Origin of the sequence: Marinobacter mobilis (assembly GCF_900106945.1) — a bacterium.
In the GTDB taxonomy this organism is placed as follows: domain Bacteria; phylum Pseudomonadota; class Gammaproteobacteria; order Pseudomonadales; family Oleiphilaceae; genus Marinobacter; species Marinobacter mobilis.
The window spans coordinates 231,586-248,623 of the sequence record NZ_FNNE01000004.1 but is presented as its reverse complement, the minus strand read 5'-3'; the positions used below and the strand labels follow the sequence as shown (position 1 = coordinate 248,623).

At 60.3% G+C, this 17,038-nt stretch carries 16 protein-coding genes; 8 read left to right on the top strand and 8 right to left on the bottom strand.

Annotated features, from left to right (window positions below; translation table 11 throughout):
• Positions 1–5: 5 nt before the first annotated feature.
• Positions 6–1,070 carry a transporter substrate-binding domain-containing protein gene (locus BLV11_RS08160; RefSeq protein ID WP_091812474.1) on the top strand — a complete coding sequence of 355 codons (1,065 nt, stop codon included), beginning with the start codon at positions 6–8 and terminating at the stop codon, positions 1,068–1,070.
• Here BLV11_RS08160 and BLV11_RS08155 read toward each other — a convergent pair.
• Both BLV11_RS08155 and BLV11_RS08150 read right to left on the bottom strand, forming a co-directional pair.
• Positions 1,032–1,643, bottom strand: a complete 612-nt coding sequence (locus BLV11_RS08155) for a C40 family peptidase (RefSeq protein ID WP_091812473.1) — start codon at positions 1,641–1,643, stop codon at positions 1,032–1,034. The genes BLV11_RS08160 and BLV11_RS08155 overlap by 39 nt on opposite strands.
• A 72-nt stretch (positions 1,644–1,715) precedes the next feature.
• A complete protein-coding gene (locus BLV11_RS08150) occupies positions 1,716–2,144 on the bottom strand; it encodes an Lrp/AsnC family transcriptional regulator (protein ID WP_091812472.1) in 429 nt (142 codons plus the stop codon).
• A 165-nt stretch (positions 2,145–2,309) separates the two neighbouring features.
• Between BLV11_RS08150 and astA the strand changes: the two genes are divergently transcribed.
• On the top strand, positions 2,310–3,446 hold the full coding sequence (gene astA, locus BLV11_RS08145; protein ID WP_091812471.1) for an arginine N-succinyltransferase: 1,137 nt from the start codon (positions 2,310–2,312) through the stop codon (positions 3,444–3,446).
• A complete protein-coding gene (locus BLV11_RS08140; protein ID WP_091812470.1) occupies positions 3,436–4,302 on the top strand; it encodes a DUF1338 domain-containing protein in 867 nt (288 codons plus the stop codon). Before astA ends, BLV11_RS08140 begins: the two co-directional genes overlap by 11 nt.
• A 40-nt stretch (positions 4,303–4,342) precedes the next feature.
• On the opposite strand, the gene BLV11_RS08135 is transcribed toward BLV11_RS08140, so the two are convergent.
• From BLV11_RS08135 to BLV11_RS08125, 3 genes are all read right to left on the bottom strand, one after another.
• A complete protein-coding gene (locus BLV11_RS08135) occupies positions 4,343–4,561 on the bottom strand; it encodes an acetyltransferase (RefSeq protein WP_091812469.1) in 219 nt (72 codons plus the stop codon).
• A gap of 95 nt (positions 4,562–4,656) precedes the next feature.
• Positions 4,657–6,273 carry a GGDEF domain-containing protein gene (locus BLV11_RS08130; RefSeq protein ID WP_091812468.1) on the bottom strand — a complete coding sequence of 539 codons (1,617 nt, stop codon included), beginning with the start codon at positions 6,271–6,273 and terminating at the stop codon, positions 4,657–4,659.
• Positions 6,274–6,444: 171 nt separating this feature from the next.
• Positions 6,445–8,082, bottom strand: a complete 1,638-nt coding sequence (locus BLV11_RS08125) for an Ig-like domain-containing domain (RefSeq protein ID WP_091812467.1) — start codon at positions 8,080–8,082, stop codon at positions 6,445–6,447.
• A 506-nt stretch (positions 8,083–8,588) separates the two neighbouring features.
• Between BLV11_RS08125 and BLV11_RS08120 the strand changes: the two genes are divergently transcribed.
• The gene (locus BLV11_RS08120; protein ID WP_091812466.1) at positions 8,589–9,797 is read left to right on the top strand and encodes an alginate export family protein; all 1,209 of its coding nucleotides are present in this window, start codon (positions 8,589–8,591) and stop codon (positions 9,795–9,797) included.
• A 75-nt stretch (positions 9,798–9,872) separates the two neighbouring features.
• On the opposite strand, the gene BLV11_RS08115 is transcribed toward BLV11_RS08120, so the two are convergent.
• The gene (locus BLV11_RS08115; protein WP_091812465.1) at positions 9,873–10,616 is read right to left on the bottom strand and encodes a PP2C family protein-serine/threonine phosphatase; all 744 of its coding nucleotides are present in this window, start codon (positions 10,614–10,616) and stop codon (positions 9,873–9,875) included.
• 208 nt (positions 10,617–10,824) lie between these two features.
• Complete coding sequence (locus BLV11_RS08110) at positions 10,825–12,318, bottom strand: SLC13 family permease (RefSeq protein ID WP_091812464.1); 1,494 nt, start codon at positions 12,316–12,318, stop codon at positions 10,825–10,827.
• A 147-nt stretch (positions 12,319–12,465) separates the two neighbouring features.
• On the opposite strand from BLV11_RS08110, the gene BLV11_RS08105 reads away from it, so the two are divergent.
• Positions 12,466–13,029 (top strand): outer membrane beta-barrel protein, encoded by a 564-nt coding sequence (locus tag BLV11_RS08105; RefSeq protein WP_091812463.1) that lies wholly within the window; start codon positions 12,466–12,468, stop codon positions 13,027–13,029.
• Positions 13,030–13,142: 113 nt separating this feature from the next.
• Here BLV11_RS08105 and BLV11_RS08100 read toward each other — a convergent pair whose 3' ends face one another.
• Positions 13,143–13,844 (bottom strand): VOC family protein, encoded by a 702-nt coding sequence (locus tag BLV11_RS08100; RefSeq protein WP_091812462.1) that lies wholly within the window; start codon positions 13,842–13,844, stop codon positions 13,143–13,145.
• Between the two features lie 161 nt (positions 13,845–14,005).
• On the opposite strand from BLV11_RS08100, the gene BLV11_RS08095 reads away from it, so the two are divergent.
• The 3 genes from BLV11_RS08095 (at position 14,006) to BLV11_RS08085 (ending at position 17,038) form a co-directional block, all read left to right on the top strand.
• Complete coding sequence (locus tag BLV11_RS08095; RefSeq protein ID WP_091812461.1) at positions 14,006–14,866, top strand: hypothetical protein; 861 nt, start codon at positions 14,006–14,008, stop codon at positions 14,864–14,866.
• A 203-nt stretch (positions 14,867–15,069) separates the two neighbouring features.
• Entirely contained in the window at positions 15,070–16,014 is a 945-nt protein-coding gene (gene feaR / locus BLV11_RS08090; protein ID WP_091812460.1) for a transcriptional regulator FeaR, read from the top strand.
• Positions 16,015–16,159: 145 nt separating this feature from the next.
• Positions 16,160–17,038: a transporter gene (locus BLV11_RS08085; protein WP_091812459.1), complete on the top strand. Its 879-nt coding sequence runs from the start codon at positions 16,160–16,162 to the stop codon at positions 17,036–17,038.

Here is a 17,038-nt window from a genome sequence, read left to right as displayed (position 1 = left end):
ACCCGATGTCTGCCTTACCCCGCCTGATTGCCACCCTGTTGTTTCTGATACCTGGCCTGCTCCAGGCCGCCACGCCGGTCCGGGTTGGGGTGACGGAAGTACCGCCGTTTGTCATGCAGACAGACGATGGCCAATGGCAGGGCATCAGCATGGACCTGTGGAGCAGCATCAGCGACGAACTGGGTCTGGAATACGAGGTGGTCGCTTTGCCCTTCCAGCAGCTGCTGGCGCAGGTCGAATCCGGCCAGATTGATGTGGCGGTGGGCGCCCTGACCATGACGGCAGAGCGGGAAACCCGCTTTGACTTCAGCCACCCCTTCTATCAGACCGGACTCTCCATTGGTGTGCCCAACGCCCCCGACCAAAGCGTGCTGACCAGCCTGAAATCGCTGCTGAGCTGGCAATTCTTCAGCGTGGTGGCCGCGCTGGCCGGGGTACTGCTGCTGGTGGGGGTGATCCTGTGGCTGTTTGAGCGCAAGCACAACCCTGAGCAGTTTGGCGGCTCCACCGCCGAGGGTGTCGGCTCAGGCTTCTGGTGGGCAGCGGTCACCATGACCACCGTGGGTTACGGCGACAAGGCTCCGGTCTCCCTGCTCGGCCGGCTCGTTGGCCTGATCTGGATGTTCGCCGGCCTGATCATGGTAGCCAGTTTTACCGCCGCCATTACCTCGGCACTCACCGTCAGCAACCTGCAGCACCAGATTCAGGGGCCCCAGGACCTGCCCGGCAATACCGTCGCCACCATCGCCAACACCGCCAGTGAGGCCTACCTCAGCGAACAGCGTATTCAGTACCTGAGCTACCCGGACCTGACCACCGCCATGCAATCCGTGGTCGATGGCGAAACCGACGCCATTGTCTACGACCGGGCGCTGATGCAGTACCGCAACCTGCAGCTGCCCGGGCAGCGGTTGAGCATTCTGCCCGGGGTCTTCGACAATCAGCTCTACGGGCTTGCCCTGCCTCAGGGCAGCGAACTGCGGGGGCCGGTATCGGAACAGGTTCTGGCGGTCACCGAATCCGGGGATTGGTCACGGATTGTCAGCCGCTACCTGGGCCGGGACGAATAGACGTCGGGCCTGGGAATAACGGGGGCGCCAGTAGGGGCTGTTGAGGGAGGATTCACGCACCCCGCTGGACGTCGACGCATGGATAAACCGGTCATCACCCATGAAAATACCGGCATGGCCATCATTGCCATTGCTGTCAAAGAACACCAGGTCGCCGGGCTGCAACTGGTCTCGCGCCACCGCCTGTCCCACCACCACCATTTGCCCGGTGGTGCGCGGCAGGAGGTGACCAAAGGCCTCCCGGTAGGCCGTCTTGATAAACCCTGAACAATCAAAGCCTCTGGCGGACATACCGCCATAGCGGTAGGGCACCCCCTGGTAACGCTCAAACACCTGCTGCAACAATACCAGCCGGGTCAGGGCATCTGTCTGGGCGAAGGGTAGTGCAGCGATCTCCGGGGCGGCTTCCGGAGTCGCAGCCCAGGCGTCTTCCGAAGTCACTTCCCGGGCTTCGTCCTGAGTCAGTGGTGGCGACTGGGGCTGGCTGGCACAGCCCGACAGGAGTGCCAGTGCGCACCCGGTCAGGGCACCCGCCAGAGGTCCCGGCAGCCATTGTGTTTTTGTCTGTAGCATCACCAAACCTTGCGTCCGTCTTCCCGCCTTTGCCCTGCCTGTAGCGCCTGTCACCAGCATAGCGCTGAATGGCTAACGCCGAAACTTTGTCTCCAAAACCACCGCCGAGTTGGTGCGTTCCACCCCCTCGAGATTACCGATTTCGTCCAGCACCAGGCTCAGCGCCTCCAGCGACTGGGCCTGGACAATTGCCAGCAGATCATATTCCCCGCTGACGGCGTACAGCTGGGCGACATTGGGTATCTGCTCCAGTGCGGTGTTGGTGCGGGCGGTTAGTTTCTGGTGAACCTTGATAGAGACATGAGCTTCAACCTGATTGGCGTTGTACTCACCACCAAGCTCCAGCGAATAGCCCTTGATGATACCGCTGGCCTCCAGCCGGGCAATGCGGTTCTGCACCGTGGAGCGGGACAGGTGCAGGGCCCGGGCCAGATCAGAGATGCTGGTACGGGCGTTCTGACGCAGCAGTGTAATCAGGCGCTGGTCCTGGCTATTGATCATATTGATAACCTTAATGGTCAATTTGATTAATCAATACCACATATCGATCAATTCGCAACTGCAATCTGATCATTACCGATTCCATAATAGCCCTATGTGATACCCAGGCCGACTCTTCGGTCGTCCCATCGCCTGACCAGCGGTCCCAGACACGGAGCCAAGCCCATGATCATCCGCCCGATTGCCCATCAGGATCTGCCTGCCTTGCAGGCGATCGCCATTGAATCCGGCCCCGGGTTTACCTCACTGATCGATGACCACGAGTTCCTGGTCAACAGGATCCAGCATTCCATCGACAGCTTCGCCTGCCCGGTCCAGAGCCCTGGCCAGCAGAGTTACCTGTTCGTACTGGAGGACGAAGCCAGTGGGGAGATCATGGGCACCACCGGGATCGAGGCCTCCGTCGGGCTGAGCAGCCCGCTGTACCATTACCACCGCAGCCGGGTAGTCCATCATTCCCGCGAACTGGACCTGTTCAACAGTGTCGAGGTGCTGAACATGTGCAACCACTACACCGGTTGCACCGAAATCTGCACCCTGTACCTGCGCCCGCGCTTTCGCCGTGCCCACGCCGGCAAGCTGTTGTCGAAAGTGCGTTTCCTGTTTATGGCCCAGCACCCGCAACGGTTTGCCGATACGGTGATTGCCGAGATGCGAGGGGTATCCGATGGGGCCGGTGAGTCACCGTTCTGGAACTGGCTGCAGGCACACTTCGTCGATCTTGATTTCGCCACCGTCACGCAACTGTCCGGCGCCGGTAACAAAGGCTTTATCGCAGAGCTGATGCCAAAATACCCGCTCTACACCAACCTGTTGAGTGAGCCCGCCCGGGCAGTCATTGGTCAGGTTCACCCCGACACCCGCCCGGCGCTGGCCATGCTCGAAGCCGAAGGCTTCCGCCACAAAGGCTACGTCGACCTGTTTGATGGCGGCCCCACGGTGGAGGCCGAACGAGACCAGATCCACAGCATCGCCGGCTCGGTACCGTGCCGCATTCAGGCCATCGCCCGCGACACCGCCGTGCTGAATCGCGCCCCGGCCAGCGCCCAGGGCGACCTGCTGGCGATTGCCAATACCCGTTGCGAGGGCTTTCGGGCCACCCTTACCCGACAGGCCGTGTATCTGCCCGAGCACGATGTGCTGCAGGTACCCGCCGCCCTCGCCCGGTCCCTGAATCTGGACGATAGCGCCCAGGCCCGGTTTGTCCGCCTGGCACCCGCCGCCATCGGCCGTCAATCCCATACCCGTACCGGCCCGGGGCAGACCCGCCAGCCCCGGCAGGAGTTCCGCTATGCACTCTGACAGGCATCCTGATATTCACCCCGATACCCACTCCGACCGTCAGGCCCTGTTCCAGCACCTGTGGGACAACTACCGTGCGGTCACCCCGTCGGCTGACCGGATTCACCAGATTCTGGGAGCCCGCCAGGACGGGGACATCGTCAACGATCATATTGCCCTGCGCACCTTCAATCTGGACAAAGTCGGCCTCGGGCGACTGGCGGCCCACTTTCTCGCCCTGGGCTACCACGAAGGCGGTGAATACCACTTCGAGGCCAAGAAACTTTACGCCCGCCACTACGAACACCCGGACCCGACGGCCCCGAAGGTGTTCATCTCGGAATTGCTGGTTGATCAGTGTTCCCCGCAACTGCAGACCATCGTCCGGGGTCTGGTGGATCAGGTCCCCGCAGAGGCGGTCAGCGCCAGCGATTTTCTGTACTCAGGCACTCACTGGCAAGTGGATTACGCCACCTACCAACAGCTGCTGAAAGAAAGTGAATACGCGGCCTGGGTCGCAGCCTGGGGTTACCGGGCCAACCACTTCACGGTCAACATCAACCGCCTGACCGGGTTTGATTCGGTGGCGGCCATTAATGCGGTGCTGAAGGCAGAAGGGTTTGCGGTGAACAGTGCGGGGGGAGACATCAAGGGCTCCCCTGAAGACCTGCTGGAGCAGTCCTCAACCATGGCAGACCGGGCCGAGGTGGTGTTCAGTGATCGCACCGCGGTCATCCCCAGCTGTTTCTACGAGTTTGCCAAGCGTTATCCGACGGCGAATGGCGAGCTGTACGGCGGCTTTGTGGCCGCCTCCGCAGACAAGATTTTTGAGAGTACGGACAGCAAGGGCAGTGCGAGCACGGCCGCCGGCATGTAGAGCCCGCTGACCGGAGCCTTTCACGCTTCACTCCCCTTTCTCACGCCCCCCTCGAGGTGCGGTAATCGGCGTCCACCCAGCATCGGGGCAGCGCTTCGCCGGAGGGGAACATCAGTTTTTCCTTTTCGTAGGGCTCCGGGTCCTGGGCTTCCTCGCCAAAGTGCAGGCAGCCGGTGACCCGGCTCTCGAACGGATTGAACAGTGCGCCCAGATCCAGAATTTCGACCAGATGGCCGGTGGAATGTTCAGCCAGCAACATGATGCCCTCCCCGAGGTTCGCTCTTCAGGTAGTCGCGACAGGTGTTCGCCCATAGATAAAGCATAGACCCGTTTGCCACTTTCAGGGGCGCTGGCTCACGGCATACCGATTCCCGTTGCGGCGATTTCGACCCGGTTCCGGCCGAGATGCTTGGCCTGATACAGAGCCCGGTCGGCCAGCGATTGCGCAGCTTCCAGGGCGCCTTCAACCTCCAGCGAGTCATCCACCTCAACCAGGCCAACGCTGGTGGTAAAGCCAAAGCGATGATCCCGGTCCGGCACCTCAATGGAAAGGCTCCCCACTTTCTGCAACAGTCGTTCGGCCACCTGCCGCGCCCGTTGGCCGTCACAATCCACCAATAGCATGGCGAACTCTTCGCCACCGAGACGGCCAACCACATCGTGCTCGCGTCCGAGTTCAGTCAGTTGTTCACCGAAGGCCCGCAGGGCCGAGTCACCAGCGGCGTGACCGTACTGGTCATTGATGTTTTTGAACAGGTCGATGTCCAGCATCAGCAGGGAAACCGGCTCTCCGGAGCGGCGGGCTTGGCTCAGCGCCTGGCGGGCCTGGGTGAAGAAACCGTGGCGATTACTGACCGCGGTCAGCATGTCGGTCGTGGCGAGGACTTCCAGCCGTTTATTACTGTCCTGCAGGGCCGAGGATAATTGCTTGAAACGGACCAGGAAAAATCCCCCCACCACCAACAGGCACAGGCTGGCCAGCGCCACCAGCACGGCAATCCGGTAATCGACACGCTGCAACGGTTCAAACAGGAAGCCTTCAAGTGTCCCGTCACCCTCAGTCATCCCCAGCTCCCGGTAGCTGTCAGCAATAAACTGCCAGCGATGGGGGTTCATGTGACCGACCTGAATCAGCTCTGGCATGACCAGTTGATGGATGATGTCGGCCTCGTAACGCAGATGCTCCAGGCTCTTCTCCGGTGCGTATTGCTGCTGGATCAGGGCGATGGTTTCTTCCTGATGGGATAATGCATACTCCCAGCCCCGCAGGCTGGCATCGGTAAACCGTTGCACCAGGCCGGGATTGCGTTCAGTCAACGCTTCGCTGGTCACCAGTACGTCGTTGTAGAAGTTGATGCCGTAATCACGGGGGTCGATCAGGAAATAGTCGACACCCTGCTGCTCCAGGGCGTAGGGTTCGTTCGAAATGTAGCCATCGAAGGCGTCAACCCTGCCTTCAATCAGGTCATCAAGCTGATAACTGGTGGGCACCAGCTCCAGGGCATCCAGCGGCAAGCCCTCTCGCAGGAACACCGTCAGCAGTTCCGCACTTTCAGGCGGCGGCAGCACCATGACCCTGCGCCCCAGCAGGTCACGAGGTGACCGGATGCCAGCATCCGCCCGGGTAATCCAGACTATGGGCGAGGTTTGCATGATCGCCGCCAGTGCCACCACCGGCTGACCGGCCATCCGCTCGATTACCACCCCGGATCCGGTGACCGCAAAATCCACCTGGCCGCTGAGTACATCATCAATGGGCCTTTGCGCCTGCGGCCCGCCTTCCAGCAACGAAACCTCCAGCCCCGCATCGCTGTAGAAGCCCTTTTCCTGCGCCATGTAGTAGCCGGCAAACTGGAACTGGTGCAACCAGCGCAGCTGCAGCGTTACGGATTCGCCTCTGGCTATCACCGGCAACCCTGCCAGCGACAGCATTGAGCACATCCAGATACCGGCCAGTAATACTTTTTTCATGACTCGTACATCACGGAACCACCGGGCTCGCTGATTCAAACAACCTCTAATGGCCAGTCTAGGTCAGCGGGAGCAGAAGTGCCCGCCGCCCGGCACATGGCCGGCCGAGTTCAGACAGATCCTGAGACCAGGAAACGCACCGGAGTGCGCATTCCGGCGAATCCGGATCCGTTATTCAAACCGGTTGACGAGGATACTGTTGCGCAACCCATCGTTCTGTTGCCAGATGGCCAGCACACTGCTGTTGAGGCCTGTCGCCACATCCACCAGACTGGCATGGCCAAGGTCACTGGATTCGATCCGTTCCGGCCCGGACCAGCCGGTGCCGGCCAGAAAGCGGTTGGCCCAGACGTTGTTCAGACCACCGTCGTCCTGGTACCACACCGCCATACCGTTGCCATTGGTATCCAGGGCCACCCGGGCATCGAGCGCATTGCCCGTGCTGTTGGTTTCGATGATGTCTGCACTGCCCCATCCAGCCCCGGCACTGTAGCGGTTCGCCCAGACATTCTGGCGGCTGGCATCCATCTGGAACCACACCACCAGAGCGTTGCCAGCGGCATCCATGGTTGCCTGCGGGCTCCCTGCACCGCCGAAATTCTCATTTTCAAGCAGGCTTGCGCTGCCCCACCCCGAATCCGGGTCGTAGCGGCTGGCCCAGATATTGTTTCGGGTGCCGTCGTCCTGGGCCCAGGCGGCAACGGCAAACCCGTTATCAGACAGGGCCACGTCAGCGCCCCCGGCGTCCATATTGCTGAACTCGATCTGCTCAGCGACCTGCCATCCGCTGCCCACATCATAACGATTCGACCAGATGTCATAGCGAGTGAAGCCCGCATTGAACTGTTTCCAGACCACCACCGCATCCCCTTGCTGGTTCATGGCCAGACGGGGATTCAGGGTGCCGGCGATGTTGGCATCAATAACCTCGGCACTGCCCCATCCGCTCCCGGCCTGGAAATAGCTCGCATACACGTTGTTGCGAATGCCATTGTCCTGGTACCACACGGCAATCCCGTTGCCACTGCGGTCCATCGCAACCTGTGGCGAATGGGCATTGGCAACATTGCTGACTTCCAGCAACGTCGGGGCGTCCCAGGTTTGCGTCATGAGTTCAAATCGGCTGGCGCGGATATTGTTCCAGGTGCCATCATTCTGCACCCACACCGCCAGCCCATTACCCTGGCCATCCATGGCCACATGGGGCTTGCTGGCATTGCCCGCATCCAGATTCTCGAGTTTGACCGGCGTGCCCCAGCCAAACTCGACGTCGTAATAGTTCGCCCAGAGGTTGGTGCGCACGCCATCGTCCTGAACCCAGACAGCCAGGGCATTCCCGGCAGCGTCCAGCGCCACCTGGGGAAACCCAGCGTCCTCATTGGACGACTCGATGACCGTTTCACCCTGCCACTGACCATCCACGGTCGTGAACGACCAGCTGTACGCCTCTGACAAGGTATTGCCATCCAGATCAGCAATGGTCCGGGCCAAGGTCGCCGTGTGCCTTGCCATCATCGGTAATGCCGCCTGCGGGGTGAACGTGGCCACGTTGGTATTCCCATCAAAACTGACCGTGCCAGCCACCGCCCCCCCGGGGGTCGCCACAGTGAAACTGGCGTCGTCGACGCTGGCAGTCAGCACGTCCCTGTTGAAGGTTGCGCTCACGACCGCTGACCGGGCCACACCCGTGGCGTCCGCAGGCGGGCTGGTACTGGTGACCACAGTCCCTGACGAGCCACCACCGCCACAGGCGGTGACAAGAAGTAGCGCAGACACAAAGAGGCAGATCCGAACCGGTTGAATGTTCATTTGACGTACCTTTTCCCTAACTTGCCCTGACGTTGCTCGCAGGTTCCCTGCTGTCTCATGGGTACCGGTACCGCCAGAGCCGGGCCCTGAAACTTAGCCTAGCCGACCCTCAGGCATACTGCATACTCAAATCAGGGTTTCGGCCTGCTCACTTTCAAGGCGTGCAACCAACTGATTTGCAACATAATCGATCATCCGCCCCCTGCGCCAAACTGGTGCTTGTTAAATATTTTCTTATCTTACAAACAGTTAGAAAACCTACGCAGTTTTGGCACGCTCCGTGCGTAGTCTCATTCCGCCAGCGTACCGGGGTTACGGCAACTCCCTGCGCCGGTGCAACGGTCAACAAGAGCAAAGACGCTTATCAAGCCAGCTAGTCCTGGCGCGGTAGGCGTTTTTTTTTGCCTCGAATAACGACAACAGCCGGCGGAAAGCACGCACCACCCTGCTCTTGAACGCTAACGAACTTGTGCGACGACAAACCATTGAGATTCAGGAGATACCGTATGACACGTTTCACCCTCAGACAGACCGGCCTGTTACTCAGCACCACCTTGCTGGGCGCCGGGGCCCATGCGCAAACCAGTGAGTTCACCCAGGCCTTCACCGATGGCAGCACCTATGGTGATTTCCGGCTGCGGTATGAGCAGGTTGACCAGGACAACCCCCTCAGGGATGCCGACGGGCTGACGCTGCGCTCGCGGCTTGGCTACAAGACCGGCAGTTACCATGGCCTGAGTGGGGTACTGGAGTTTGAAGATTCGCGGGTGGTCGCCGGGGTCGACAGCTACAACGACACCCTGGGGAACAACACCGGGCACTCGGTCATTGCAGACCCGGAAACCACGGAAGTCGACCAGGCATTCCTGAACTACAGCCGCGACGGATTCACCGCCAGAGGCGGACGCCAGGTCATCGCCTTCGACAATCAGCGCTTCATTGGTGCTGTCGGCTGGCGCCAGGACCGCCAGACCTTCGATGGTGGCCGTCTGGGCTATGCACTCGGCGACCTGAGCATCGACTACGCCTACATCAGCCAGCACAACCGAATCTTCGCCGAGGCCAAAGACCAGACCGCGAAGGACAACCTGGTGCACGCCAGCTACGCCTTGCCGTTTGGCACGGTCACCGGCTACGCCTACCTGCTGGAGCTGGACAACAACACCGATAACGGCCTCGATACCTACGGCCTGAGGTTTGCCGGCCAGACCGATCTGGACAGTATCGGCGTGCTCTACGAACTGGAATACGCCAGCCAAGAGGCTGACAGCGGCGGCAGCGAGGCCGAGGCCGATTACTACAAGGCCCTCGCCGGGGTGAATGTCCGGGGTATTACCCTGTCTCTGGCCTACGAAGTGCTGGGCTCCGATGATGGCAGCTACGGTTTCTCCACCCCGCTGGCCACGCTGCATGCCTTCAATGGCTGGGCCGACCAGTTCCTGGCCACGCCAGACAGCGGCCTGCAGGACCTCATGGTCAGCGCCAGTGGCGCACTTGCCGGTGGTAAATGGGTTCTGGCCTATCACGACTTCAGCGCCGATGACGACAGCGCCGGGGTTGATGACCTGGGGAGCGAAGTGGATGTGGCCTACAACCGTGGCTTTGGCCAGACCTATTACGGGGGCATAAAGTATGCAGCCTACATGGCCGGTGACGATGCGGCTGGCAAGGTCGATACCAACAAGCTCTGGCTGACCCTGGGCGCGAAGTTCTGACCTCTGGCTGTTCAGGGGTGCGGGGTGGGATGCGTCTTCCGCCCCGCGATTTTATTTGGAAACCCGCCTGGCGAATCAGCAGAACTGGATCATCATCACCGATACATTGTCGCTGGCAGCAGTCGCCAGGCTGGCGTCAAGCAGTCGCTGGCTCTGCTCTTCGAGGGAGCCAGGTGACGTCAGCAGCTCTGGCCAGTGCTGATCCGGCACCGCCCCGAACAGTCCGGCTGAGCACAACACCAGACGTTCACCCGGTTCCAGCGTCAACTCGACATAGCTGGCGCCGGCGTCCCGTGAGACCCCGAGAGCGCGACTCAGAACCTTGCGGAACGGCAGCCGCTGGCGCTCGGCTTCGGTGATCGAGCCCTCGTCGATCATGTGCTGGGCCACCGTATCGTCGCGGGTCTGCAGCTGCAGTTGCTCACCCTGCATCCAGTAGCAGCGGGCATCCCCAATATGGGCAATCCAGGCCCGTCCGCGCTGGAGCCAGGCCACCACCACACTGGTCCCCAGGTTATCCAGTTCCGGGCGATCACGGCGGGCATGGCCGATACGTTCATTGGCCAGGTTCAGCACCGCCTGGATCCGGTCAGCAATGGCATCATCCGCCACGCCCCGTTCCACCGCCGGTTTGAGCACCGCCAGCAGGGTGTCCACGGCAATCCGGCTGGCGATTTCGCCGCCGTCATCCCCACGTATGCCATCCGCGATGATACCCAGCAACCTGTGACCGTCACTGGACCGGCACCAGCCCACCGTGTCCCCGTTACTGGTGGCACAGCGACCGATATGGCTAAGGGCGGCAATGGTCAGGCTCATTTGGCCCACCCACAAGTGCCCGCCGCCGGAAACAACCGGTGCAGACTGGGTAACAAGGACAACAGCAACGTGATAGCCACAGTTCCGCCAACTTCAACAGGAGGGAATAGTCAAAGTTTAAGAACGGATGGGTCGCAGATGTACCAGCGATTTGCCGTCTTTTTGTAAGAGTTTGTACGTTTCCTGGCCAGAGCCCCGGGGCAACGGGCTAGGACGAAAGATCAAACACCAGCGGCACCAGCGACCACATAGCCAGGTAAACCAGCGCAACGGTGAGCAGATTAAGCCATATCCCGGCCTTCATCATGTCGGCGATCTGCAGATCTTCGTAGGAAAACACAATGGCATTGGGCGGCGTGGCCACCGGCATCATGAACGCCATGGACGCCGACAGTGCGACCGGGATCGCCAGCATTAACGGGCTCTGGCCCAACCCCACCGCGACAGCCCCCAGGATCGGCAGGAAGGTCGCGGTAGTGGCGGTATTGGACGTAATTTCAGTGAGAAAGATAATCGCCGCAATGGTCGCCAGAATGATCCACCCGATGGATACGCCGGACAACCCGCCTACCCCCTGGCCGATCGCTTCCGCCAATCCGGTGGACTTGAAGGCACCGGCCAGCGCCAGGCCGCCCCCGAAGAGCAGCAACACCCCCCAGGGCACCATTTTTGCCGCCGACCACTCCACCGTGAACTGACCTTTCTCAACCGACGCCGGCAACACGAACAGAATCGTGGCAGCCAGCAGGGCAATCGAGGTATCGCTGACAGCCAGACCGGTGAACTGAACCAGCAGGCTGCGGAAAATCCACAACCCCGCCGTGCACAGGAACACCACCATCACAATCTTTTCACCCCTCGACATCGGACCCAGTTCGCTCAGTTCCTGATCGATCAGTTTGCCGGCCCCCCCCAGGTCCAGCCCTTTGACCGGAAACACCAGCCGGCACAACAGCAGCCAGGTCAGCGGCAGCATGATCGCCACCAGCGGAATTCCGACCAGCATCCAGGTACCAAAATCGATACGGATGCCATAGCTGTCGCTGAGAAAACTGGCGAGCAGGGTGTTCGGTGGAGTGCCAATCAGGGTCCCCACGCCGCCGATCGAGGCGCTGTAGGCGACCCCGAGTAACAGGGCGATGCCAAAACGACGGGCCATGACCCGGTCGCTGGTGCGGCTGGAGACAAATTCGACGATGGACATCGCCACCGCGTACATCATCACCGTGGTGGCGGTGTTGGAGATCCACATCGACAGGAACGCCGTCGCCAGCATGAAACCGGCGATGATGCCTGAGGGGCTCGTGCCCACCACCTTGACGATACGCAGGGCAATCCGCCGGTGCAGCCCCCAGCGCTGCATCGCCGCGGCAATCAGGAAGCCACCCAGAAACAGGAAAACCAGCGGGTTACCATAACTGGCACCGACCGCTTTCTGGTCGGCAATGCCCAGCATCGGCATCAGGGTAATGGGCAACAAGGCAGTAACCGGCACCGGCACGGCTTCGGTCATCCACCAGATCACCATCCAGGCCGCCAGCGCCACCAGCCGCCAGGCCTCCGGAGACAACGCCTCCGGCGCCGGCAAGACCAGTACCACGAACATCAGCACAGGCCCCATCACCAGCGCCAGCAGGTGGCTGGCAGAGATACGGCTGACGGCTGCCGCTGGTGTCTGGTCGTCGGACGCATCCTGGGACATAAAAGCACCCTGTTACAAGTCTGATTTGCCCCTTAACTTAGCAGTAACAGCCACGTTCGGCCCGACCCAGATCAAATCCCCGAATGGACAAAGCTACCCGTGCGGACTAGAAGTTAAGGGTCACACTTGGCATTGGAGGCTAAGATCATGGCACGAACCGTTTATACCTTCATGGCTGTAACCCTTCTCCTTTTGCCCGGTGCGGTATTTGCAGGCAGCGACAGCGGCCTGTACGTTGGTGCATCGGTAGGTTCCTCACAACTCGACTACAGCGACAATGACCCGGATTTCGGTCAGGTCGATTTCGACGATGACGACGCCGGCTACAAGGTATTCGCCGGTTTCAACATAGGCCTTGTTCCCCTTGTAGATCTGGCGGTTGAGGGTGCCTATGTGGATTTCGGTCAGTTCAGCGGAACGATCAACAACGTTGGCGGCAATGACCTAGAAGTCACCGGCTGGACCCTCGCGGGACTGGCTGGGGCCAAACTCGGCCCGGTCGGCCTGTTCGCGAAGGTCGGTGCCATTGACTGGGACGGCGATCTCGACGGCAGTTTCGGCAGCGGTTCCGACGACGGCACCGATCCGCTCTACGGCATTGGGGCCAGATTCCAGCTGATGTCCTTCCAGGTGCGGGCAGAGTATGAACTGTTTGATCTGGATAACGTCGACATTGATTACTTCTCGGTCGGCGCAGCCTATACATTCTGACACCAACCACCCCAAACGACCGGCCGCCAGGATCCGGTGGCCGGTCTCAATGCAGGCAAGACTGGCATCAGTACTCAGTCATTCATCAAGAAGCATGTCAAACCCGCCATAGATCAGCCGTCCTCCCGGATGCCACAATTCACCATCCAGCCGATACCAAACCGATCGACGACCATGCCGAAGCGCTGAGCCCAGAAGGTTTCCGCAAACGGCATGCGGACGCTGCCGTTCTCCGCCAGGGCGCGAAATACCTCCTCACCCAAGGCAATGTCATCGTATTGCAGGGCAATCTCGTTGCCCGCTGGCGCCTGATAGCACTCCGGCAGCCTATCGGCCCCCATAATCGTATGAGCGCCCAGGACCAGTTCAGCATGGCAGATACGATCGCGGAACGACGCCGGAACCTGTTCGGCCATTGGCGTGTCGCCGTAAGGCAGCATGGCACGTACCTGGCCGCCCATCAGATCGGCGTAGAATTCCAGGGCTTCCCGGCAGTGACCGGCGAACACCAGATGAGTGCTTACGCCCACCGGTAGCCGGGCCAGCTTGTCACCGAGCGCCCGGTGTTTTTCGATGGCCGCGCTGGGGGCAAAATCCGCCAGTTCAAAGTAACGGCGCAGTTCCAGCCGGACCTGGCCGTCACTGAATTCGATGCGATACCCTTCAGAACTCGGTTTCAGCCCATCGCCAGTCACAAAGACGCCAGCCTGCATCAACCGCTCATTGTAGTCGGCCATGGCCTGCAACAGGCATTCTGATGGCATAACGCCCTTCTCGGTCCGTTCGTCGGCTTTGCGAATCAGCATAAATTTCATTGTCGTCCCTCCAGATTTTGATTTGGCTTCCAAGACAGAGTCGCGTCAGACGAGCGCCAATCGACACCGCCTCCAAAAATTTATGGGAGGGATCGTCGCGACGACATCGGTCAAATTCAGGTAGGATCTGGAAGTGATGTCCACCACAGAGAATAGGTTCGATGAAAAAGCAGTTTCTCCTCCCTGCCCTGTTTGCCACGTCCCTGCTGAGTGCCTGCAGCGGACCCGATACCCCTCAGGAAGTCAGTGAGGCTTTCTGGCAATCGATGGTCGAAGGAGATGCCGCCGATGCCAACAGCTATTCCACCCTGATCAGCGATGCCGCCTTTGACAGCTTCGAGCGGGATTGGCAGGGGGTTGATATTCAGTGGGGCCGGGTGGTGATCGACGGCAACGAAGCCACCGTCGAAACCCTGCTCGCTGGCCTTGAAGACGCCCGCCCCCCCCTCGAAACCACCACCTACCTGGTGAAGAAGAATGACCAGTGGCTGGTGGACTACTACCGCACCGGCGATGCCCTGGAACAGCAGCCACTGTTTGGCAATGTGCTCGGCAAGCTCGAGCAGCTTGGACAGGAGCTGCAGGCCCGCTGGTCACGGCAGTCCAACGAGATGGCGCTGGAAATCGAGCGTATGACCCAGGAACTGGAGCAGCAGGCCCAGCTGGCCAACGAACGCTTTTCGATCCTGATGGAGGAATACGGCCAGCGGCTGGAGCAACAGCTTGACGAACTCTCACGCTCCATTGAAGAAGCGCTGAAGGAAAACCCCTCCGCCGCACCCGAAGACCGGCGTACGCTGAATCAGGCGGTCATCCGCCTGGACGAGCAGAAACAGCAGCTGGATGAGCCCGACCTGCAATCCGTGGCTGAGGGCACCCAGGTTGCGGCGCAAACCCAGCTGGACCTTAACCGCCTCGGCAATGAATTCGCCGGCTACAAGGCCGAATGGCAACAGCGGGTGGCCGAAATGGAAAGCGGGTTCAAGGCGTTCCTCGACCAGCTGCACCAGCCGGCAAACTAGGACGCCACCGAACGGTGGCTTGTCTGTAACCGACATCCCGGTTGACTGCCTGCGACATTGGCCTGGGGCGGGGTGACAGGCTCCGCCACCCCGATTACTATGAGGAAATACTTTGCATCTGCAACCTCCGTCCAGAAGGGCTACCTTCATCTGCGGAGGTGGGTGATTACCCGAGGTACCATCGTTAACCAACGAGGGCGTCGATGATAAAAACAACAAACGTCAGTGCCATTGATCAGCGTGTCGCGACCTGGAAGCAGTCCGTTGACCAGGCGGTGGGAGGGCTCTGCACCCAGGTCGGGAGCCGCGAGCACTTTGCCGGACAGATCCGCAGGTTTTGCTCCTACGGCATGGAATTCACCAAGCTCCAGGCCAGCGGGCTGACCCTTCAGCGGAAACGGCACGACGCGGACAACCGCGACAACCAGTACTTCTATCTGATCTATCAGCGCGACGGTTCCGCCCGGGTTCAGCAACGCCACAGCCACGCCACTATGCAGCGGGGCGACCTGGTGCTGCTGGATTCAAACCAGCCGTTCTCCATTGAGTATGGCGAGCATGGATACCAGTACTGTTTCCACATTCCCCGAGAAATGGCCCTGCGCAACTGGCGTCATACCCGGGTTCTCACGGCAGAAAAAGTTTCGGCAAAGAGCGACCTGGCCGCACTGGTGACCCCTCTGCTGCAAAAAACCGCCGTTGTCGGGCGGACTGATCCCACGGGCGCCAGCGAAGACTGCCTGCTCAATGCTGTGCTCAGTCTGATGCAGCCACTGTTCACCCAGACTCGGGACCGGGCCAAGGAATACCATTCCATCTACCTGCAGAAAGCGATGGCCTTCATCGAACACAACCTCCGCAACGAGGCCATCACCGGCCAAATGGTGGCCGACCACCTGGGCATCTCACCCCGCCACCTGCAGCGGATCTTCAAGACCCTCGGCACCTCGTTCAACAAACTCCTTCGTGAGCATCGTCTGTGCGCCTGCGCCAGCGATCTTGCCGACCCAAGGCTGGCCCACATCGACGTAACTTCAGTGGCTTTTTACTGGGGTTTCAAGGACTGTGCCCACTTCAGCCGGGTCTTCAAAGACCACTATGGTCTTCCGCCATCCCAGTACCGGGCCCAGCATCTGACCGGACGCTGACGGCCGCGACATCGGTCGTGTCGTTTTGACACAAGTCCGGTGTCCGTCACCAGCAAGCCCTCTGCCATTGCCACTGTTAACGTTTTGGGGCAGTCCGCCGGAATCGGTGATTCTGGCCCCCCAATAACAACAACGGTGAACAATAATGAACCAATCTGTCCGTAACCTTTGCTGCGCCATGACGGCGCTGTCCCTGCTAACCCCCGCGGTGAGTCTGGCGATCGATGTTGATCCCAGGGACTATACCGCCCTGCCGGAAGGCGCCAACCTGAACGTCCTCTATGCCCGCCAGCTTTCCGCCGATGACCTGAATGTCGACGGCCAGGCCGTAACCGATGACCTGGACCTCGACGCCACGATCGGTATCTATCGCTTCGTTCACTTTACCAAGGTGATGGATCTGACCGTCGATCCACAGGTACTGCTACCTTTCGGCACCCAGGAAATAGGCCTGCTGGACGATTCCAGTTCCGGCATGGGCGATGCCATCTTTGCGGCAACGGTCTGGCTCCATGAAGATCCGGAAAAGCAGAGTTACTTCGGGATCACTCCCTATGTGATCGCCCCCACCGGTGAGTACGACGCCGACAAGCCGGTAAATCTGGGCACCAATCGCTGGAGCTATATCCTGCAGGCGGGCTACATGACCCGGCTCACCGAAAAACTTGCCTTGGACCTTGTCGCCGATGTGCAGTGGTATGGCACCAACTCCGACCCTCAGAGCGGTGACCGACTGAAACAGGACGAGGCCTACCAGGTCCAGGCCATGCTGTCCTATGACCTTACCCCAACCACCTACCCGAGCCTCCGCTACAGCTGGCGCAAAGGTGACGAAACCCACCTTGATGGTGTCGCCATGGGCAATGAAGTGGACTCCTCCACCATCACCGTTGGCATCAATCACTGGTTGTTACCCGGAAAGCTGCAGCTCCAGGCCCAGTACCTGAGGGATCTGGATGTCAGTCAGTACGGTCCTGAGCTGGAAGCATTCCAGCTCCGCTTCCTTCACCTGTTCGGTTTATAA